This window comes from Fluviicola taffensis DSM 16823 (assembly GCF_000194605.1).
Lineage (GTDB): Bacteria > Bacteroidota > Bacteroidia > Flavobacteriales_D > Crocinitomicaceae > Fluviicola > Fluviicola taffensis.
On record NC_015321.1, the window covers coordinates 4396878 to 4418326 of the forward strand.

The window sequence follows — 21449 nt, forward strand, 5'->3', positions numbered from 1 at the left end:
AAGACGAAGATTCTTCTATTTTCTTTAGATTAATCTAAAATCTTCTTCCAAAATAGCATAGAAATAATTATCCTTCCACTCTCCGCGAATTGGCAGTTTTTTTCTTTTTCGTCCTTCTCTGATCATACCAACTTTTTCAAGAACTCGAATTGACCCAATATTCTCAATGGCGCAACCTGATTCAACACGATGGAGATTCAATTCTGAAAAGCAAAATTCTAAAATCCTAGTTACTGCTTCTGTCGCATATCCATTACCCCAAAAGTCCTTGTGGAGTTTGTACCAAACTTCAGCAGTTCTGTAATTGGATATTACGGTATTTTTCAAACCAATCAAACCAACGAAATCAGTATCACATTCAATTTTAAAGGTATACCTATCTGGAGATTCTTGTTTTTGAATATTCAACCAATCTGTCACTATTTTCTCGGTGACTTCCCTATTTTCAGGAATTCCCATCGTATTAAATTCATCCGTTTCTGGCAAAGAATGAAGGGTGTGAATTTTATCAATATCGGCTAAATTTAACTCTAAAAGCACTAATCTATTTGTTTTCAGTATCAGTTCGTTCATGGTTGTTTCGTTAATTCATCAAATTTAGCTCTGTACTCTGCTAATTCAAGTTCTTCGTATAGAATGATCCGTGATTCTTTTAAATATTTTTCGGCGGCATCCCAGTCTCTGATTTGTAGATTATCGACCAAATTTCGAGGCAAAAAGAAGTCATTATTGGATAAACTGGAGATTTCTTTCCATTCGGTATATCCTCTATGTTCAGGCCACCATTTATAATCAGGTTCGTAATTATCTACCAATCTTAAATCGTGATTGGTATGATCAATAGAAAAGGTTTCTATCACAGGCAATAAACGATGAATCCAATGATTATTCTCATTCAATGGTTCTACTTGTACCAATCCATTCTGAATGTCCAATAAACGAATTGAAGCCCCATCGATTCCCAAGGGAGATAAATCACAAACATGAGGAACCAATTTAAACTTATGTATATCTATAAATTCCTTACAGGTTGAACAGACTAAACGATATTCACGAGCCATTTTTTTTGTATTTATTCCTGAATTTGATTTCTAACTGAAACTACTTTCATTTCTAACATTACTAATCCCGCAATTACCCCGATTTCCACTAAAAAATAGATCATTCCTAAAGTGGTGATTTTTTCAAAAAAGTAAAAAACAAAAAAGGCAATCAAACAGCAATATAAACTATTTGAAACTAGAATGATTTTCAAAAAAAAACGCCAATTATTCTTCGCGAAAAAGGAACAACACAAAGAATAAACAGCCATCGTAAGTGCCAAAAGTAAACCAACCTCCAAAATAAAGTGTGGCATTCCAAAGACACTTTGAAACGGAATCAGAATTCCAGCAATCAGTAAAGCAGTTAAGCAAGCTCCTAAACCATCGATTAGAAAGAGTGCTTTCGGATTTGAATGTAATTTGTGAACTAATTGCTGCATACCTATCTATTCGATTTCATGGCTTTTACAACCTTCAAGCTCTCGTCTTCCATAAACTGCTTGTATTCTTCGCTCTCAGAACCAAAAAGTGCCATTTTTCCTTCTTTGTCGAAATGAACTCCCCAACCGTAACGCTTTGTGAGAGCTGAAGCTCTAAAACACGGTTGACCTTTCGAGAAAAACTGTGTTCTAGCTTCTATGTATTCGCTTTGAACCAACTCATTTCTATCTGCAAAAACCTGAAATAGCACATCATCAGAAGTATATTTGTACGGATTTTTACTGAGTAGTTCAACCTGTAAATTTGCTATTGTTTTACCATTCTCCTTTACCGGAGGAATTTCTCCATTCCCTGAAGGACAATCATCAGCTACAGCAATGAATGTATCAAAGTAATTTGTAGTGTGGATTTTCATACGAGCTAAGATAATGAATTATGTATTTATTGTCTATCGAAACAACATTTATTCTGTTCCACTGAGCGTCTTCAGCATGTTATTTATCTTTTCCATTTTCGCATGTCTATCAAAAGAATAAGTCGTTTCTGATTGTTCCAACCTCTTATAAATTTTCAAACATTTCTCAAAAAGTAAGGTTTGCTTCTGAGAATCAACTGTGTTATCTGCAAGAAGGAGAAATAAATCTGCTAATTTTTCAAAGTGCACTTCCTTGAACTGCTTTTCTTGTTCCAACAGTTGGATAAACGCTTCATTCTCAAGCAGAACAAATTCATCAGTTGTGAAGCCAAATTCAGCTTTCAAAGCTTGATCTGTTTCTTCCATTCCTTGGTTCAGTAGACCTTTATCTTTCAACCCCAATAAACCTGACAGCATTCTAGCTAACACTTGTCCGAGCTGGTCGATTTGTCTACGTAAATAATCTTCTTGTCCCATTTTCGATGATTATTTTCAATCCCTTATTTAGGGATACAAATAAGGTTCTTTATTCAATGTCATTTTGCGCATGTTCTCCAAAACTCTTATGTACTTTTGCGACATCGCATAGCATCAGTGTTTTGAATGCTCTTTCCAACGAACAATGATAGATTGTTTTAACGGTAATTTTTGTTGCCATTCACTCCTTCAATTAATTCTTTTATCCATAACCAAGTATATCAAATCCTTCTTTTCAATGCCGCATTCTCGTAAATGACAATAATCTGATTTCTGAAAAAATTGTTTTATATGTTTTCAGATTCCCATCATCAGTTTTATAACCACTAATTTAAGACCTTTTCGTTAAATCAAATTGACTTGAACTTCTTTAAAGAATTGTTAAAGACTCATCGAAGAGTACTCTCAATGGGAGATTTCCTGTATTATTGCGCACGTTATATACACTCGCAAACAATTTTATGAAACATTTATTTCTCATTCTAACATTTTCACTCGGACAGTACATAATCGCTCAGACATCTCCAGAACTCAATTCTGCAGAAATTTTGTTGGGAATGAAAAAACTAAACACTGTTGGTTCTGTATTATACGTTGCTGCACATCCAGATGATGAAAACACGCGTTTGTTGGGTTATTTGGCCAAAGAAAAAAACTTCAGAACAGGTTATTTGTCGTTGACCCGCGGTGATGGTGGACAAAACCTCATTGGAAAAGAACAAGGTGAAGCTTTGGGTTTGATTCGGACACAGGAATTACTAGCAGCGCGCAGAACTGATGGTGCAGAACAATTTTTTACACGTGCAAACGACTTTGGATTTTCTAAAAATCCCGAAGAAACATTTACCATTTGGAACAGAGACAGTATTCTCGCAGATGTCGTATTGACCATTCGCCGATTCAAACCAGATGTTATTATTTGTCGTTTCCCAACAACTGGAGAAGGCGGTCATGGACATCACACAGCTTCAGCAATCTTGGCCATGGAAGCATTTGACTTAGCTGCAGATCCTACTAAATTTCCAGAACAATTGAAAGAAGTCGAAGTTTGGCAGGCAAAACGCATTTTTTGGAACACATTTAATTTTGGAGGAAATAATACTACTTCAGAAGACCAATTAAAATTAGATGTTGGAAGTTACAATCCTTTATTGGGATTAAATTACGGCGAAGTTGCCGCAAATAGCCGTTCGATGCACAAAAGCCAAGGTTTTGGTTCGGCAAAACAACGTGGAGAGAACATCGAATACTTTAAACTACTGAAAGGTGAATCTGCTGGAAAAGATCTTTTTGAAGGAGTGAACAGTTCGTGGAAACGCATTGCGACAACAGCAAATTTAGGAGATTTAATCAATGAAAGTATTTCGACTTTCGATCCGCAACATCCAGAAAAATCAGTATCTAAGTTGGACAATATTTATACGCTATTGCAAAAATTAGATGAGAAAGATCCCAATACGCGTTATTGGAAAAAAATCAAATTGGCAGCTTGTCAAGAATTGATTATGCAATGTGCAGGATTATGGATGGAAGCTTATGCTTCGGAATACAGCTCAGTACCTGGAAATGAGATTAACATCTCTGCTCAAATCATTGCACGCAACCCAAGCAATGTGACATTGAAATCCATTTCGTTTATTGGACAAACTGACAAAAAATTAGATCTTCAATTGACTAACAATAAATTGGAAACGATAGATCAAAAAGAAGTTTTGACTAAATCAACTCCTTATTCTGCTCCTTATTGGTTGGTAGATCCGCATACCGTTGGAATGTACACCGTCAACAATCCTTCATTGATAGGAGTTCCTGAAAATCAAGCGGCGAAAAGCGTTATCTACCACTTAAACATAGATGGAATTGATTTCAATGTAGAGCGTGGATTGGTTTTCAAAGCAACAGATCCAGTAAAAGGAGAAGTGTATCGTCCATTTGAAATCTTACCTCCTGCAACTATCACTATTTCAGATCAGGTTTTTGTATTCAATGCAATTACTCCCAAAGAAGTTTCTTTCGTTGTGAAGGCAAATGCGGCAAACATCAAAGGAACCGTGAAAGTAAATGTTCCTGCTGGCTGGAAAATTACGATTGCAAATCCACTGATCAACTTGGTTAAAAAAGGTGATGAACAGATTGTGAAAGCAATTCTAACTCCAGATAAAACTGGAAAAGACGGACAATTACAAGCTTCTGTATCTATTGATGGAACTGATTACGCCAAAAGTATCACACGTATTGAATATGATCACATTCCTTATCAATTCATTTTGAGTGATGCTACAGCTAAAATTGTGTTTCTAGATTTGAAGAAAACAGGAAATAAAATTGGATATATTCCAGGAGCTGGAGACAATGTTCCTGCTTGTTTGACACAAATTGGATACGATGTCACCTTACTGACAGATGAATTATTAGCGAAAGAAGATTTAAGTATTTATTCAAGTATTGTAACAGGAGTTCGTGCTTACAACACCAATGATCGCATGCCAATTTACTTCGATAAATTAATGGCTTATGTACATCAAGGTGGAAATTTAATTGTGCAGTACAATACCAATAACCGCATTGCACCGATGGAAACGAAGATTGGACCTTATCCTTTTACAATCTCAAGAGACCGCGTTACGGATGACAACGCTACTGTCGAATTCACCAATCCGAAACATCCTGTTTTGAATACACCGAACGTAATCACCCAAAAAGATTTTGAAGGCTGGGTTCAAGAACGAGGAATTTATTTCGCAACAGAACTGGATTCTCATTATGAAACTGTATTCTCGATGAACGATCCGAATGAGAAGCCAAGCAAGGGAAGTTTAATTATTGCGAAGCATGGCAAAGGAAACTTCGTTTATACAGGATTGGTCTTTTTCCGCGAATTACCTGCTGGAATTCCGGGAGCTTATCGTTTATTTGTGAATTTGTTGAGTTTGCCTAAAAATTAATAGTCGTTTTGCTTTCAGTTCGAATCCCGCAGATGTCAGTTCGAGTGTCCGACTTTTCAGTCGGATGTATCGAGAAAAGCACCCGAGACTCGAACTAACACAGCAGCATGTATCGAGAACAAAGCAAAACTTTAAAATAAAGTAATGGAAGAACAAGACAATAAAAACTGGAACTGGGCTTATGCTGGAGTCATTGGAGCTTTAGTTGCGCTACTAGTATTCTTTTACTTTTTCACACAGTATTTCTCATGAGTATCATTGATTGGATTGTTCTCAGTATTACTTTACTGGCTGTAATTGGTTACGGCTTGTATAAAAGCAAGAGCGAAAAAACCTTAGATGGGTATTTCAAAAGCAGCAATTCGATGAGCTGGATTTTGATTTTACTTTCCATTATGGGAACGCAAGCAAGCGCCATTACTTTTCTTTCAGCTCCTGGTCAGGCATACACCGATGGAATGCGCTTTGTTCAATACTATTTCGGATTGCCTTTGGCTATGGTTGTTTTATGTGTCACTTTCATTCCAATTTATCACAAACTAAAAGTATTTACTGCTTACGAATACTTAGAGCAGCGTTTTGATTTAAAAACACGATCTCTAGCCTCTATTTTATTCTTAGTTCAACGTGCACTTTCTACTGGAATTAGCATTTATGCTCCTTCCATCATCTTAGCGTCACTACTTGGTTGGAACATTTATTACACCAATTTAGTAATGGGTGGATTTCTAATCATTTACACCGTAACTGGGGGAACAAAAGCAGTAACTTATACACAAATGCAGCAATTGATTGTGGTATTTGTAGGAATGTTTTTGGCAGGATACATGGTGGTTCACATGCTTCCAAAAGATGTTAGTTTCACAGATGCTTTACACGTTGCAGGTAAAATGGGGAAACTCAATGTGATAGAAACCAAAATCGACGTAACGGATTCTGCCTGGTGGAAAGACAAATACAATATTTGGAGCGGAGTAATCGGTGGTTTTTTCTTAGCTCTCTCCTATTTCGGAACAGATCAATCTCAAGTGGGACGCTACTTAACAGCGAAAAACACCAAAGAAAGTCGAACTGGATTATTGATGAACGGATTAGTCAAAGTCCCTATGCAATTTTTGATTTTACTGGTAGGAAGTTTAGTTTTCGTGTTCTACATGTTCTTCCAATCTCCTATTTTCTTCAATCAGAAAGAAGTCGATAAAGTACTCACTTCAGAATACCGAGAAGAGTTTCAAGGTTTACAAGCTCAAAACGATTCTCTGAATCTCATTCGAAAAGCACAGACTACAAAATTAGCAACTGCTTTACATGCTGAAGACGAATCTCAAATCAAAACCTTACAATCTCAATTACTCCAAATCGAAGCCGAAACAAAAGTAGTTCGTGAAGATGCTTTGGCTGTGATGAAAAAAGCAGATAGTACGGCAGATACAAATGATACCAATTACATTTTCTTGTATTTCGTGGTAGAAAATCTCCCAAAAGGATTAATTGGTTTGCTCATAGCAATGATTTTCTTAGCCGCTTGGGGAAGCATTGCTGCGGCCTTGAATTCCTTGGCTTCTACAACTGTTATTGACCTATACAAACGCATGTGGGTGAAAGACAAACCCGAATTGCATTATTACAAAGCGTCCAAATGGTTTACTTTCGGCTGGGGAATTTTCGCCATTGCAACTGCTATGTTTGCAAGTAAACTTGGAAGTTTGATAGAAGCAGTAAACGTATTGGGATCTTTATTCTACGGAACTATTTTGGGAATTTTCCTAGTTGCATTTTACCTCAAACGCATTGGTGGGAAAGCTGTTTTCTGGGGAGCAATTATCACGGAAGGAATTGTAATTGGAATCTACGTAGCTGATATTATTTCATTCTTGTGGCTGAATGTTATTGGTTGTTTATTGGTATTAATTATCGCTGGAATCATTCAATTATTTGTGAAGAAAAATTCAACACCAGAATTAATCTAAACAATTAATATACATTCTCGTTATCCGTGAATCTATGTGAACATAAATGAATTTAATTACCTTTGAGAATGCAAATAAAAACAACACTCACTCAATCCCAATTCGCGAAATTAACGGGTATTTTATTACTCAAAAGACTTCAAGTTCTCTTTTTAATTTTAGCAGTTTTAGGCTTGATTATCGGAGCTTTGATTGCCATGATTGTGTTTAAAAACAAAGATGCATACATGCTTATTTTTGTGGCTTTTGTATTTCTAGGTTTGTTTGGATTCAGTATTTTCAACAATGCAAAAAGACACTATCAAAATAATCCCCGAATTCGACAAGAAACCACTTACGATTTTTCAGACAAAGGAGTTTCCATTTCAAAAGAAGGTTTTTCATCAACTATTAAATGGAATGAAATTATTCGCATTCGAAAAAGAGCGGGTTTGATTTTAATTTGGCAGAATAAATTGGTTGCAAATGTTATTTCAGCGAAAGATGTAAGTCCGGAACAATTGCAAACTCTTAAAACTTTCATTCAAAAAAAGAATATTCAGTCTAAGCTTTAATATTCGAAACATTTTATGTAAAAAATAGTTTTATCTCTTTTGTTCAGTTAATTTCTCTACATTAGAGCAACTATTACCTTTCTTCAATGGGTCCAACAAAGATTTGGCACAAACTACTATTCGGAATGCTAATTTCACTGGTTATATCACTGGCTGCTGTTTCGCTAGTTGTATACAAGGAAATATCTCAAAACATTACCAAAAAAACAAATAGCCGATTAGTTGTTATTCGTAACTTAAAAAAACAGCAAGTAGAAACTTATTTCGATGAATTGAGAAATCAAACTGAGTTAATGAGTTCCTCTAAGTCATTTGTAAACAAATTCATTGAGTGTAAAGAAGCTTTTCGAGAAATATCCGAGTATCAAAATATTGATAATCAATTATTTATTCGTTACAAGAAACACCGAGACAGCATTTATTTCAATAAAGTAAAATCATTTTACGGAAACCGTCATTTATCTCTTGACTTAGCATCCAAAGATTTAGCAAACAACAAAGAAGCTCTGATTATTCAGAACTCATTATGGGACGTCAACTTCCCTATCATGGAATGCACGAAAAAATACAGAGAAGTTGAGGCTAAAATAGGAGCTAGAACTCAAAGAATTGCAAACAAAATAGGGTTTCACGACGTTATTCTAATTGATTCAAAAACAGGCGACATCATTTTTACCAACGATGAACATTCAGAAATTGGTGCAAACGTACTGGAATCCCCATATAATAATACTAGTATTCGAAAAGCATTTGACGCTGTTCGAGGATATAAAGATGCAAGAACATTCATTGTTGATTTTGAATCTTACCCACCGTCAAATAACAAACAAACGGCTTTCATTGCATGTCCCATAATCAAGGACAACATCAATGTTGGAATATTAGTTGCTGAGATTGGAATTGAAAAGTTAGATGATATCCTCACATTTAACCGCGATTGGGGAAACCAAAACATGGGAAAAACTGGAGAAGTATATTTGGTCGGTTCTGATAATTATATGCGTTCTCAAAGTAGGTTTTTTATTGAGAACAAGGACAGCCTATTAAAAATAATTGCTCAAAACAATTCTATTTCGAAACAGGATTTTAATCAACTACAAGATAGCAAATCATCTATTAAGAGTATCAAAATCAACTCAGAGGCTTCCAAAAGGGCAATTGCAGGAGAATTTGGAGTTATTCAAACAATAGATTATCGTGGGGTTCCAACATTGGGAGCTTACTCTCCATTAAAACTAAACAATGTTTATTGGGGAATTGTCTCTAAAATGGATCAGAGCGAAGCATTCTCCGAGATAGACGAATTGCGTTATTTTTTAATCATCACATATTTGATTGTACTTATTTTATCAACACTGATTGCACTATTTATTGCCAAACGAATAGCCAAACCAATTCAACAATTAAATCACCATGCAAAAGAACTCAGCACAGGGAACTTTAATACGAGTATCACTGTCAGAGGAAATGATGAAATTGGCGAGTTAGCGTCTAGCTTTCGGATCATGCAAAACACCATTGTCCATCTCATTGATAGTTTAACCGATACAAATAAAATCTTATCTGAAAAAAGTAAAGACCTGTTTGACTCTATTGCCTATGCACAACAAATACAAAAGAATATTTTCCCTTCCAAGGAGATGGTAAACAGTTATGTTCCAGATTCGTTTGTTTTCTTCCAACCAAAAGATATCGTAAGCGGAGATTTTTACTGGGCAGCTGAACGAAACAAGGAATTGTATTTGGGAGTTTGTGATAGCACTGGACATGGAATTCCTGGCGCATTTATGAGTTTACTAAATGTTTCTTTCTTAAATGAAGCATTAATGAATGAAAAAATTGAAGAACCAGGAGACATTCTTGAAAAAGTTCGCGGTCTTTTGAAAAGTGTTTTTCAATATGAGCGACAAGATGGAATGGATGGAATCTTAATTCGCTTTAATCCAAACACAAATGTAATTTCTTATGCAGCATCAAACAATGCCCTATTCTAATTCGCAATGGAAACTACCAAATTTTCGAATACGATAAAATTCCAGTTGGAAACTCTTACAAAATGGAACTTTTTAAAACTTATTCCTTTGAAATTCAAACTGGAGACATGTTGTATTTAATTACAGATGGATTTCCTGATCAATTTGGTGGACCATTGAACAAAAAATACAAATACAAACCATTTTATGAATTTTTAAGTTCCATTTCTCATCTACCAACTGAAGAACAAAAAGAATTAGTGAAAAACGAGTTTGTTTCTTGGCAGAATAACAATGAACAAGTGGATGATGTGATGGTCTTAGGAATTCGGTTTTAAAATCTACCCCCCTCCCGTATTTACACGTTCTTTTAAATCGTCTGCTCCAGTTCCTCTGTTTGTCAACTTTTTTTGCGCAATATCTCCAGAATAAAGGACAATATAGGCATTCACATTATTTACACTATTCCACCATTTGGTAACTTGAATTGGCGCAGAAATATTTACGTAAATCAAATCAGCACGCTTTAAATTGATACTTGTTTGAACGGTTACATTTTAGTTTTGAGTCAAATATGTTGAAGGATCCAAATAAAACTTGAATGGATTCAACTGATCGTAACTTAGCTGGTCAATTCTTCGATTCATAGACAGCTCAAAATGATGAGTTTTAGAAGGATTGAAACCCAAATAGACCAGACCGTTGGGAATCGTTGAACGGTAATCAAAGAGGTGAAAAAGGTTCAAACAGATTTTTGCATTTTGATCTCGACAACTATCCGGAGATCATTTCAAATTTATTTCATGACTACAACGCTTTAGCAATTTTACTCTGTAAACTAGCTCGAAAAAAGGAGTAATTTTAGATTTCAAATAAGTGTATGAGTAAGTTGAAAGGGGTGTTTTTAGTTGGATTTGGAGCTGCCAGTTATGGAATTCTTGCTACCATTGTGAAATTTGCCAATAACTCCGGAGCCCATACTAGCGCACTTACTTTTTATCAAGCATTGGTTGGAGTTATATCATTATTCATCTTGATGACTTTGCAGAATCAGAAAGAAAAACCACATTCGAAACCTGCTGTGAAATCCAAATTAAAACTCTTGCTTTTTGGTACTTCTATGGGATTAACCAGCTGTTTGTACTACATTTCAATTCAGTATGTTTCCGTATCAATCGGAATTATTTTATTGATGCAATCTATTTGGATGAGTGTTGTTTGGGAAATGATTCAATTACAAAAACTGGCTCATTGGAGTAAATTGGTTGGAAGTTTAATGGTAATCATTGGAACCGTTCTTGCGACCAATCTCATTCAACAAGAAATCGAACTTTCGGTAACAGGTGTTGCTTATGGACTGGCAGCTGCACTTTCCTACACCATTAGTTTACATGCATCTAATCATGTTGAAAAACAACTTCCTAGCATTACAAGAAGTTTTTATTTGATCAGCGGAGGATTTATAGCTGTGGTTTTATTCTGGAATGTTCAGATTCCACCAAACCTGGATTGGATGATTCTGTTGAAATTCGGACTTGTCTTGGGATTATTTGGAACCGTGATTCCTCCTATTCTATTCACAAAAGGAATTCCGTTAATTGGTCTGGGACTCGCAGGAATATTGATTGCCTTGGAAATTCCAGTGTCTATTTTATCAGCACATTTTGTATTAGGCGAACACATCTCATTGATTCAATGGTCGGGAGTATTGCTGATTGTATTGACGGTTGTGTTTATGAATAGTCGGAAGAAGAAATCATAATTTATTTCCTACTGAGTTACGCAGATAAATATACGTATTCTTTCTACAGATTTAGAATCAATCCTCCCAACCGCAAATTTTCAATCCGAGTTTTTCTGCATCTGCCTGATTGGTTTTAATAACTTCATGTTTGCAGTTATTGAGTCCACGGCAATCTCTTTTAAAATGATAGGCAACAGAAAGAGAGGAATCACAGATATAAACAACACCATCTCCAGAAGAGAAGTAACACGCAAGGGCTAAAGCTAAAATGAATTTCATGTGAATAGTTTTGGTTTTGTTAAAATGGTTTCAGCAATTTTAAGACGAATATACTCAATTCAAATAAAATAAGTCTTCAGGAGCCCCCCCCACTTGATTTTCACTAACTTTGCGCCATGCGATTTGATATTCTCACCATCCTCCCAGAGTTATTAGAAGGACCGTTCAATGTTTCGATGATGAAACGTGCACAAGACCGTGGGCTTTTGGAAATTCATATTCACAATATTCGAGACTACTCGACGGATAAACACAAAAATGTGGATGATTATCAATATGGTGGAGGAGCTGGAATGGTAATGGCCATACAACCCATCGTGACCTTGATTGAGAAATTGAAAGCAGAACGCAACTACGACGAAATTATCTATATGACTCCAGATGGAGAATTATTAGAACAAAGACACAGCAACGCTTGGAGTTTAAAAGAAAATATCCTGATTCTCTGTGGTCATTACAAGGGAGTGGATGAGCGTATCCGCGAACATTACATCACTAAAGAAATTTCGATTGGGTCTTACGTTCTGACAGGAGGTGAATTAGCCGCTGCTGTTGTTGTTGACAGCATTGGAAGATTGATTCCAGGAGTTATGAATGATGAAACATCTGCCTTAACAGACAGTTTTCAAGATGATTTGTTATCCCCACCTGTTTATACACGCCCCCCAGAATTTAATGGATGGAAAGTCCCCGACGTTTTATTATCGGGGGACTTTGGAAAAATAGAACTTTGGAGAGAGCAACAGGCCATTGAACGAACTCAAACTCGCAGACCCGATTTGTATAAAAAGTTTATTGGGGAGGAATAATTACTTCGTCTCTGATAAAACTCTATTCTTTTTAGAACCACTTTTTAGGGTGTTTTGAATCTTTTCAATATTTACCTGTAACGCTGTGTCATGTTTTTTTTTGTTCACAAAAAAAGGAACATACGTTTTCACGAAATCATATGTCAATACACCCAACATTGCCGCTGAAATAAAGTAGAACACTTGAAATTGAACATAATGGATAATCAATCCTGAAACAATTCCTCCCAACAAGTATGATCCCATAATCGCTGCCATCAATTTTGTTTTTTCAACTACTTGGATATTCTGACGGTACTTTTTCTTCGTTAACATCGATAAATGAATCGCTAAATCGGTTGTTAAACCTGTCAAATGTGTCGTTTTAACCTGAAAATTCGAAATACTTGCAGTCAAACCATTTTGAAGTCCCATTGAAAAAAGCAATACTGAAACCAAGATTTCAGTTTGTGTGAGCGTTTCAGTATAGAAAAGCTGTCCATAAATCCCTACAAACACAAAACACAAAATTTCAAGTACCATTGGAACGCTGTGAGAAATGAACGCATTCTTTCTTGAGCTATTGATAATCAAGTTGTTTGACAAGAAACTTCCAGCAAAAAACAAAAGAATCCAGAATAAAACCACCAGCATTTGGAACCATTTTCCATCTGCAATTTCTTGCGCTAAAATGGCAAAATGCCCTGTTAAATTTGAGGTAAAGGAGTAAAACAAAATTAAAGAAGCAACATTGACCATTCCTGCAACGATTGCTGTAAACACTCCCAATTTCAAGTTATCTTGAAAAGTCCTACTATTGCTATATCTACGTAACATCTTACTTCAATTTTTTAAGTGTAATTTTTACTATTCCTCGTGCATGAACATCTGTATCAAAATGCAAAACCAACTCGTTTTTTTTCAATGATTCCACAGAATAAATCTCCTGAGTTCCATCTTCATTAATTAATGTCAAGATTCTACCTCTATCTTTCAAACGCCATTTTGCTATATGCTCTTTCCCATTTCGTTCATGAAGTTTAATCGAATAATTCTTGCGGAAAGTCCAATTTTCAAACTCGTGAATGACCAAATGATTCGCGATATCTACCCGTTCATCTGTTTCAATTTCTTGCTTCACTTTTTCATGAATATTATTTCGATCATATACCCATGAAACCTCCTTCCACTCTCCGACAATTGCTTTTTCGGGGTAGTTCGCATGGCTGAACACATAATACCCGAAGGAACTCAATGTAATCAGCATTAAAAGGGCTACTATGATGATTTTTTTATTCATACTAATGCGGTAACGTACGCTTGATTCGACTTACTTGAATATTCGTTATTATCCCAAGCAATTAATTGTTTTATAATCTTAGATTTCTTTAGAAAAGGAAGAATATCCATACTTTTCTTGTGCGACCAATCAAATTCCAATTCATATGGAATGATTATACGATCGACCCCATTTGCCTCTGCAAATTGATCAAATGAATGGCTTGTAAATCCACTAAAGAACAATATCTGAATTGATTCAATTTTTGGAGCTAATTCACTTTCTAGATTGTATACTCTTTGCAAGAAAGATTTTCCAGCCATTTCTAATTTCAAATCACTTTGATCAAAGAAAAGTAAATCAGAAATTGAATTTGATTGATAAATTCCATGAACTAAAATAACTCGAATAGTATCTTCCTTTTGAAATTGAAGCAACGATTTCAAAGGTTCTATAGAACTCATTTTAAAATCTGTTGGTATTAGAATTGTTGTCTCCATCTCTTATTGTTTTAAGCAAATTTAGAGCGAGACAATAAGGATGGTATAAGAGTGGGATTAGAACGAGATTAGAATTTGAATTTTAACGTTTCTTTAGGATTTATAGGGGATCACTAAAGTCAACAAAGTTCCAATATCCTCTACTGAGTGAACCAGAATTTTACCATGATGTTGGCGCATAATATTCCTTGTCAAGGGCAAACCAATCCCATAACCTTCAAATGATGTCGTATTTGAGGCTCTGAAAAACGGATCATAAATATGGCTTAACTCATGCGGAGGAATTCCAATTCCATTATCTTGAACATGGATAGAAATGGACTCTTTTGTATGAGATAGATAAATTCGAACATCTTCATTATCGGAATATTTACTCGCATTCAATAGTACATTCGACAAGGCCAATTGTAACAGTTGAGAATTTCCTTTGACTTCTAAAGCATTTAAATTTTCTGGAAGACTTTCGAAATCGAACTTTATTTTGTTTCCAGGAATTATTCGATTCACGGTTTCCATGGTTTCAAAAATCAGTTCATCAATTCTTAAACTTTCAATGGTCATCTTTTTCCCGTCAAATCCAGTTTGAGCTAGGAACAGCAGGGCCTTTGTTTTCTTGTTTAATTTTTCAGCTTGCTCCAAAATATTCCCCAAAGCACTTTTATAATCTTCCGAACTACGATCTTTACTCAACATTAAGTCTGCCTGACCAATAATACTTGTCAGGGGGGTATTCAATTCGTGAGATGCATTGCTAATAAAATTGTTTTGCGTTTCAAAACTTGTCTCCAACCTATCAAGCATGTTGTTCATCGTTCGAATCAATTCACCTAATTCATCTCCTTCTTGATTATTTTCAATTCTAAAATTTAGATTTTCTGTACCAATCCTATGAATGCTTTTACTTAAATCACTTATAGGTTTTATTAATCGTTTTGAAAGCCACAGAGAAACGATAATAATCAATACAATAGAAGCTAAAAACATCGAGATTAACAATCCCCTCAAATACGTTTTATACTTGGTGTAATACATGTTCTTTGCAGAAGTGTAGACCACATAGCTTTTATTGTCTTTGGCTTGATATAAAACTCCATATTTCAATATGTTATCATTTCTATCTTGACTAAATCTAGATTGAATAACCTTTTGGATAAATTCATTCTCTTGGTTATTTCCACTCCTAATTAGTGGTTTTAATTCTTTATCCAACTTTACAATAACACTTTTCTCCTCAGGTAATTTTTCTAAATACTCCTCCTTGAATTGCTTCACATATTTTTTATCCTCACTGTGATCTAACTCAATTCGAATGGTTGTATTGGTTCGGGTTTTTAATCGATCGTAAAAATCATTAAACACATAATTTGAAGAAAGTACATATACAAAGATGCTAAACACTAAAATTAATGAAGCAAAAGTGCTACTTAACAATAATATGATTCTTACCCTTATTTTCATTCTTCTTCACGCATTACATATCCCATTCCTATTACCGTATGGATTAGTTTAGAATCTCCAAATTGCATCAACTTCTTACGTAAATAGTTAACATAAACGTCTACCACATTTGTTCCAGATTCAAAATCAATTCCCCAAACCTCTTCTAAAATATCTATCCGCGAAAAAACCTTTTTAGGACTCATCATAAATAATAATAACAAACGATATTCTGTGGAAGTAAGTGTGATCAAATGTCCATTGCGAATAACTGTTTTTCGATCATCATCAATCACCAAATCTGAAAATGAAAATAGGGTGCTTGAAGCAGTTACTTGATTTTCAATTCGACGCAACAAAGAGCGCACGCGGGCATTTAATTCGATAAATTTGAATGGTTTAGGCAAATAGTCATCCGCTCCAGAATCTAATCCTAAAGCCACATTTTCTGGAGTACCTAATGCGGTTAACATCAAAATCGGAACTTGACTTGTCTCTCTAATTTTTGAGCAAACTTGAATACCATTCAGTCCTGGAAGCATAATATCCAAAATAATCAAATCAGGCTTCCAAAAATGAAATTCATCTAACCCCTTTAATCCATTGTTTGCCGTTTTAGTTTCAAAGTTCTCTTCAGTTAATCCTTTCTGAACAATGGAGCTAATTTGTGGATCATCTTCGATTATCAATATTTTTTTCACTGAAATTTGATTGAGTGATAAAATTAAGAAAAAGAGTTCACAGAATACTAAGCAATCAAAAAATATCAACTATTTGAAAATCAATATTTTAATATTAAATCTGTTCATAAAGATGTGAACAAGAGAATTCTCGAATTTCAAAATTCTAAAATTTATTTTTTTTGAAATTTCCTTTTTTCAGGAGATAATTTTCACTATCTTAAATTTATAGAATCCATTATTCATTTAATTCACAATGCTTTATGCCAACGATAAAACCTCTTGATTACACGCCAAAACAAATCTCTATTTCGCTTCTTGGAAGAGCAATTGCCCATCCTTGCAGAGTCAAAATGATTGAACTACTTATTAAATATCCCAAACTAACAAACAAAGATTTAGCAGAAATACTTCATTTATCAAAATCTGCTATTCATACCCATCTCATCAAACTTTGGGATGCGGGATTAATCAATGTGAGTTACTCTCCGCATTCACTTTGTGTAGAAATCACCCAAGAGCAAATTCTGAATTATAGGAAATTAGAAGCAATTTTCAATTTTGAACAAAGAAAAACTTATCATTTAAGTCTTCTGCAGTAACTTTACAGAAAATTCTTGAAATGGTTTTAGATCAAACTATCATCGAAGCTCTCAAAAACGGTAAAACAATTCTTTATCCCACAGACACAATTTGGGGAATTGGTTGCGACGCTACAAATGAACAGGCTTGTCAACGGATATTAGAGATCAAACAACGTCCAAAGGACAAAAGCTTCATTTTGCTAGTCGACAGTTTTCAGATGATTGAAAAATACATTCCAGAGTTTCCTGCTGTTTGTTATGATTTGGCCGACTTAGCAGATAAACCATTAACTATTATCTACCCAAATGCACAAGGATTGGCTCCAAGCGTTTTGGCTGAAGATGGTTCGGTCGGAATTCGAATAACCAAAGACCCTATTTGCTTAGCTTTGATTCGAAGCATTCGTTTGCCACTTGTTTCAACTTCAGCAAATATTTCAGGAAAGCCCTTCCCTACTAACTTTAGCGACATTAATTCCGCTATAAAACAACAAGTTGAAGCTATTCTAGAACTAAAAACAAATGAACAACTTTCAACTCCTTCGCAAATCATAAAAATAGGATTAGACAGTTCAATCCAAGTTATTCGAAGCTGATTCTTCTAAATTCAGTAACTTTGCACCCGCATGCAAATAGAAAATTTCGCTCACAAACTCAAACATCCTGTTTTTAAGGTTGTTTCTCAAATAATTTCCGAAAAAGGCTTGGAAGCTTATGTAATCGGCGGATTTGTGCGTGATTTATTATTGGAAAGACCCTCCAAAGACATCGATATTGTAGTCGTTGGAAATGGAATGGAATTGGCTCAAGCTGCTGGAGATAAACTACGGGTAAAACGCGTAAATTTGTTCAAAAATTTCGGTACAGCACAATTCAACTACAAAGATTTGGATGTAGAATTTGTGGGTGCTCGAAAGGAATCTTACCAACGAGACTCTCGAAAGCCTATTGTAGAAGACGGAACTTTGAGCGACGATCAGAAAAGAAGAGATTTTACCATTAATGCGCTCGCTTTAGATCTAAGAGCGGAAAGTTTTGGAAATTTAATCGACCCATTTAACGGATTAGCAGATTTGGAAAAGGGAATACTTCGAACTCCACTTGATCCAAACACCACTTATTCGGACGATCCTTTGCGCATGATGCGGGCAATTCGTTTTGCTACTCAACTCGATTTTCAAATTGAAATCAGTAGTTTGAAATCGATTTTGGAAAACTCAAGTCGACTAGAAATCATCTCACAAGAACGTATTGTAGATGAACTAAACAAAATAATTTTAGCAGAAAAACCTTCTCGCGGATTCGAATTATTGAATTCCACGAAACTTCTTCATCAGTTTTTTCCAGAAATGATTGCGCTTCATGGAACAGAAACTCGCGATGGAAAAAGCCACAAAGACAATTTCTACCACACTTTAGAAGTATTGGATAATGTGGCACAACATTCAGACAACCTTTGGTTGAGATGGGGAGCAATCCTTCACGATATTGCTAAACCTCCAACAAAACGTTTCGATTCACAAGTTGGATGGACATTTCACGGACACGAAGAATTAGGTGCTCGAATGGTTCCAAAAATTTTTACTCGACTGAGACTTCCATTGGATGCCAAAATGAAGTATGTTCAAAAACTCGTCCGACTTCATTTAAGACCCATTTCATTGGTGAAAAGCAATGTCACCGATTCTGCAATTAGGCGACTTTTATTTGAAGCTGGCGATGACATTGACGATTTAATGACCTTGTGTAATGCCGATATTACTTCCAAAAATGAATTCAAAGTAAAGAAGTACAAGAAAAACTTCGAATTGGTGATTGAAAAACTAAAAGCGGTTGAAGAAAAAGACCATGTGCGAAACTTTCAGCCTCCAATTTCAGGTGATTTAATCATGAAAACGTTTAATCTGAAACCTTGCGGTGAAATTGGAATCATTAAAGCAAAAATTAAAGAAGCAATCTTAGAAGGAGAAATTCCCAATGATTTTGAAATTGCCAAGGAATTGATGTTCAAAATTGGCGAGGATATAGGGTTAAAAATCAATGTAGAATAACTAATTAAGATAACGGATAAATTCTCCTCTTAATTCTGCATTATCAATTCTACATTAAACTGTATCTTTGTAAAAAAAACAACTGCATGGGTGCGCTTAAATTTCGCGTGTTATTAGATTCTGAGAAAGACCAAGAAATCTTTAGAGACATTATCATAAATGAAGATGAGAACTTTGAATCATTTTACCGAACGATTTTAAATTCATTTAACTTCGAGGGACAAGAAATCGGTTCGTTCTTTATGTCTAATGATGATTGGGATAAAGGTCATGAAATTAGCTTAATGGACATGAGTTACTCTGATGAAGACCAAGAGCTTACCAGTGTAATGTCTGAATCGAAATTAACCGATTTCATGGAGGCACCCGATCAAAAAATCATTTTGGTTTATGATTTCCTAAGAATGTGGATTTTCTTGATTGAATTACAAGAACGCATTGAAGAAACGTTAGACAAACCAAAAATTGCCCTAGCAGTAGGAATAGCCCCACCTGAAGATTCAAAAATAGTTCAAGACGATGCTTTCTTTGGCGACGAAGAAGATGAAGATATGAATGAATTTGACGAAGATTTTGGAGACGGATATGACGAAGATGATTTGTCTGGTTATGAAGAATACGAATATTAAATAAAGATTATTAGACATCAGACCAAAGACTAAAGACAGATTAACTGTCTATTGTCTTGAGTCTTGAGTCTTTTCAGTCTAACAAAGAAAAAAATGAGCAACGAAAAAAAATACGGAGATCCAATTGGATATGCCATTCAAGAATACGCCGATAAAAGAAGACCAGAAGATATTATTGTAATTTCAGATATCTGTGAAGATGACATTATTCCTTTAGAAGTCCTTTTTAGAAAATTTGATGAAATGCCCGCGATTGAGCAAAAAGCGCTTTCATTGGCAAAGGGACATGTTTTGGATGTTGGAGCTGGAGCTGGAATTCACGCTACATATTTGCAAGATCAAGGATTGAAAATAGATTGTATCGACATTTCTGAAGGAGCAGTCGATTTTTTACAAAGCAATGGATTGAATGCTGAACAAAAGAACTTCTTTGATTTATCGGGTAAAAAATACGATACCATTTTGATGTTGATGAATGGAATTGGGATAGCTGGAAAATTATCCAACTTGGAAAAAACCTTGGAACATGCAAAAACATTGTTGAATCCCGGAGGGAAAATACTCTGTGATTCTTCGGATATTCATTCCTTGTATGAAGATGAAGATGGAGCGCTTTGGATTGACTTGAACACCGAATACTATGGAAATTTCAGGTTCCAAATGAAATACAAAAAGGAAAAAGGCCCGTGGTTTGATTGGTTGTATGTAGATTTTGACAATTTATTCCAAGCTTCAAAAACTGTTGGACTAAAAGCAGTTCGTGTAATGGAAGAAGACGATCATTATTTAGCTGAATTAACATTAGAAAAATAGTATGAAGTTCCTAGTTGGTCTCTTTTTATTCATTACGAGTTTCATTTTTGGACAAGACAACTCGCTTCTTTACCAAATTAAAGGAAAAGACAAAAAAGTGTCTTACCTCTTTGGAACAATTCACATGATTCCTGATTCTTTGTTCTATTTTCCTAGTAAATTGACAAAAATCATTTCAAAATCGGACGAAGTAGTTCTAGAAGTAGCAAATTTGTCAAACCAAGGTTCTTTGATGAAACTAATGACACTAGAATCGGGGTCTTGTTTTGATATCTTCACGCCAGAACAAAAAGATTCCGTAATCAATTGGGGAGCGAATCTACTAGGAATAAAACCAGAGCAATTTGAAAAAGGCTTCGAAACGAGAAAACCTTTCACCTTACTTCAATTGAGTTTCCAAAAAATGATGACTGGGAAGATTCGAATGGTTGATATGGAAATTGAAACCAAGGCTCAAAATGATAAAATCCCAGTAAGTGGGCTTGAAACAATTGAATACCAGTTATCTATCTTTGATAAGATGCCTACGAAAGAAATGGCTAAATTCATTCTGGAAATAGTTCGTAACCCGGATGAAGGAGAAAAAACATTTCAGAAAATGGTTCAGTATTACCACAAACAAGACTTAGAAAGCTTAGCAAAATTAATCCTTGAAAGCGATGAACTAGGAAATTCCTCCGAAGAATTACTGGACAAACGAAACAAAAATTGGATTCCGAAAATGGAAGAATTGATGAAAATCAAAGCCTGTTTTTTCGCTGTGGGTGCTGGACATTTAGGCGGACCAAATGGTGTCATTCAATTACTCCGCGACAAAGGATACGAAGTAACACCAGTGAAATACTAA

25 protein-coding genes and 1 pseudogene are annotated in these 21449 nt (G+C 35.2%); 13 read left to right on the forward strand and 13 right to left on the reverse strand.

Features of this window, described 5'->3' with window-relative positions:
* Window positions 1-24: 24 nt before the first annotated feature.
* From FLUTA_RS19325 to FLUTA_RS21970, 6 genes are read right to left on the reverse strand one after another with little or no spacing between them, the layout of a single operon-like run.
* Entirely contained in the window at window positions 25-573 is a 549-nt protein-coding gene (locus FLUTA_RS19325; protein WP_013688594.1) for a GNAT family N-acetyltransferase, read from the reverse strand.
* On the reverse strand, window positions 570-1061 hold the full coding sequence (locus FLUTA_RS19330) for a hypothetical protein (protein WP_013688595.1): 492 nt from the start codon (window positions 1059-1061) through the stop codon (window positions 570-572). Before FLUTA_RS19330 ends, FLUTA_RS19325 begins: the two co-directional genes overlap by 4 nt.
* 11 nt (window positions 1062-1072) lie before the next feature.
* Complete coding sequence (locus FLUTA_RS19335; RefSeq protein ID WP_013688596.1) at window positions 1073-1483, reverse strand: hypothetical protein; 411 nt, start codon at window positions 1481-1483, stop codon at window positions 1073-1075.
* Window positions 1484-1485: 2 nt separating this feature from the next.
* Window positions 1486-1899 (reverse strand): DUF6157 family protein, encoded by a 414-nt coding sequence (locus FLUTA_RS19340; RefSeq protein ID WP_013688597.1) that lies wholly within the window; start codon window positions 1897-1899, stop codon window positions 1486-1488.
* Between the two features lie 48 nt (window positions 1900-1947).
* A complete protein-coding gene (locus tag FLUTA_RS19345; protein WP_013688598.1) occupies window positions 1948-2376 on the reverse strand; it encodes a hypothetical protein in 429 nt (142 codons plus the stop codon).
* Between the two features lie 49 nt (window positions 2377-2425).
* On the reverse strand, window positions 2426-2557 hold the full coding sequence (locus FLUTA_RS21970) for a hypothetical protein (RefSeq protein WP_013688599.1): 132 nt from the start codon (window positions 2555-2557) through the stop codon (window positions 2426-2428).
* A 280-nt stretch (window positions 2558-2837) separates the two neighbouring features.
* On the opposite strand from FLUTA_RS21970, the gene FLUTA_RS19350 reads away from it, so the two are divergent.
* From FLUTA_RS19350 to FLUTA_RS21975, 5 genes are all read left to right on the forward strand, one after another.
* Window positions 2838-5321: a PIG-L family deacetylase gene (locus tag FLUTA_RS19350; RefSeq protein WP_013688600.1), complete on the forward strand. Its 2484-nt coding sequence runs from the start codon at window positions 2838-2840 to the stop codon at window positions 5319-5321.
* A 248-nt stretch (window positions 5322-5569) separates the two neighbouring features.
* Window positions 5570-7291, forward strand: a complete 1722-nt coding sequence (locus tag FLUTA_RS19355) for a sodium:solute symporter family protein (RefSeq protein ID WP_013688602.1) — start codon at window positions 5570-5572, stop codon at window positions 7289-7291.
* A gap of 68 nt (window positions 7292-7359) precedes the next feature.
* Window positions 7360-7845 (forward strand): YcxB family protein, encoded by a 486-nt coding sequence (locus tag FLUTA_RS19360; RefSeq protein WP_013688603.1) that lies wholly within the window; start codon window positions 7360-7362, stop codon window positions 7843-7845.
* An 86-nt stretch (window positions 7846-7931) separates the two neighbouring features.
* Window positions 7932-9839 carry a HAMP domain-containing protein gene (locus FLUTA_RS19365; RefSeq protein ID WP_043023958.1) on the forward strand — a complete coding sequence of 636 codons (1908 nt, stop codon included), beginning with the start codon at window positions 7932-7934 and terminating at the stop codon, window positions 9837-9839.
* Between the two features lie 38 nt (window positions 9840-9877).
* The gene (locus FLUTA_RS21975) at window positions 9878-10156 is read left to right on the forward strand and encodes a PP2C family protein-serine/threonine phosphatase (RefSeq protein WP_280985169.1); all 279 of its coding nucleotides are present in this window, start codon (window positions 9878-9880) and stop codon (window positions 10154-10156) included.
* 3 nt (window positions 10157-10159) lie between these two features.
* Here FLUTA_RS21975 and FLUTA_RS21655 read toward each other — a convergent pair.
* A pseudogene (locus FLUTA_RS21655) lies at window positions 10160-10363 on the reverse strand (hypothetical protein); the annotation flags it as partial.
* Window positions 10364-10698: 335 nt separating this feature from the next.
* Here FLUTA_RS21655 and FLUTA_RS19375 point away from each other — a divergent pair.
* Complete coding sequence (locus FLUTA_RS19375; protein ID WP_013688604.1) at window positions 10699-11580, forward strand: EamA family transporter; 882 nt, start codon at window positions 10699-10701, stop codon at window positions 11578-11580.
* Window positions 11581-11637: 57 nt separating this feature from the next.
* Here FLUTA_RS19375 and FLUTA_RS19380 read toward each other — a convergent pair whose 3' ends face one another.
* Window positions 11638-11841, reverse strand: coding sequence for a hypothetical protein (locus FLUTA_RS19380; protein WP_013688605.1), 204 nt, complete (start codon window positions 11839-11841; stop codon window positions 11638-11640).
* A gap of 116 nt (window positions 11842-11957) precedes the next feature.
* Between FLUTA_RS19380 and trmD the strand changes: the two genes are divergently transcribed.
* Window positions 11958-12650, forward strand: a complete 693-nt coding sequence (trmD, locus tag FLUTA_RS19385) for a tRNA (guanosine(37)-N1)-methyltransferase TrmD (RefSeq protein ID WP_013688606.1) — start codon at window positions 11958-11960, stop codon at window positions 12648-12650.
* On the opposite strand, the gene FLUTA_RS19390 is transcribed toward trmD, so the two are convergent.
* The 5 genes from FLUTA_RS19390 to FLUTA_RS19410 form a co-directional block, all read right to left on the reverse strand.
* A complete protein-coding gene (locus FLUTA_RS19390) occupies window positions 12651-13466 on the reverse strand; it encodes a YoaK family protein (protein ID WP_013688607.1) in 816 nt (271 codons plus the stop codon).
* 1 nt (window position 13467) lies between these two features.
* Window positions 13468-13929: a lipocalin family protein gene (locus FLUTA_RS19395; protein ID WP_013688608.1), complete on the reverse strand. Its 462-nt coding sequence runs from the start codon at window positions 13927-13929 to the stop codon at window positions 13468-13470.
* Window positions 13926-14408 (reverse strand): adenine nucleotide alpha hydrolase family protein, encoded by a 483-nt coding sequence (locus FLUTA_RS19400; RefSeq protein WP_013688609.1) that lies wholly within the window; start codon window positions 14406-14408, stop codon window positions 13926-13928. The genes FLUTA_RS19395 and FLUTA_RS19400 overlap by 4 nt, the downstream gene beginning before the upstream one ends.
* Before the next feature lie 93 nt (window positions 14409-14501).
* A complete protein-coding gene (locus FLUTA_RS19405) occupies window positions 14502-15866 on the reverse strand; it encodes a sensor histidine kinase (protein ID WP_013688610.1) in 1365 nt (454 codons plus the stop codon).
* Complete coding sequence (locus FLUTA_RS19410; protein WP_013688611.1) at window positions 15863-16546, reverse strand: response regulator transcription factor; 684 nt, start codon at window positions 16544-16546, stop codon at window positions 15863-15865. The genes FLUTA_RS19405 and FLUTA_RS19410 overlap by 4 nt, the downstream gene beginning before the upstream one ends.
* A gap of 242 nt (window positions 16547-16788) precedes the next feature.
* Between FLUTA_RS19410 and FLUTA_RS19415 the strand changes: the two genes are divergently transcribed.
* From FLUTA_RS19415 to FLUTA_RS19440, 6 genes are all read left to right on the forward strand, one after another.
* Entirely contained in the window at window positions 16789-17127 is a 339-nt protein-coding gene (locus FLUTA_RS19415) for a winged helix-turn-helix domain-containing protein (protein ID WP_013688612.1), read from the forward strand.
* 20 nt (window positions 17128-17147) lie between these two features.
* Window positions 17148-17705, forward strand: coding sequence for an L-threonylcarbamoyladenylate synthase (locus FLUTA_RS19420; RefSeq protein WP_013688613.1), 558 nt, complete (start codon window positions 17148-17150; stop codon window positions 17703-17705).
* Between the two features lie 30 nt (window positions 17706-17735).
* Window positions 17736-19160: a CCA tRNA nucleotidyltransferase gene (locus FLUTA_RS19425; RefSeq protein ID WP_013688614.1), complete on the forward strand. Its 1425-nt coding sequence runs from the start codon at window positions 17736-17738 to the stop codon at window positions 19158-19160.
* A gap of 86 nt (window positions 19161-19246) precedes the next feature.
* Complete coding sequence (locus tag FLUTA_RS19430; RefSeq protein ID WP_013688615.1) at window positions 19247-19789, forward strand: IS1096 element passenger TnpR family protein; 543 nt, start codon at window positions 19247-19249, stop codon at window positions 19787-19789.
* A 93-nt stretch (window positions 19790-19882) separates the two neighbouring features.
* The gene (locus FLUTA_RS19435; protein ID WP_013688616.1) at window positions 19883-20602 is read left to right on the forward strand and encodes a class I SAM-dependent methyltransferase; all 720 of its coding nucleotides are present in this window, start codon (window positions 19883-19885) and stop codon (window positions 20600-20602) included.
* 1 nt (window position 20603) lies between these two features.
* Window positions 20604-21449: a TraB/GumN family protein gene (locus FLUTA_RS19440; protein ID WP_013688617.1), complete on the forward strand. Its 846-nt coding sequence runs from the start codon at window positions 20604-20606 to the stop codon at window positions 21447-21449.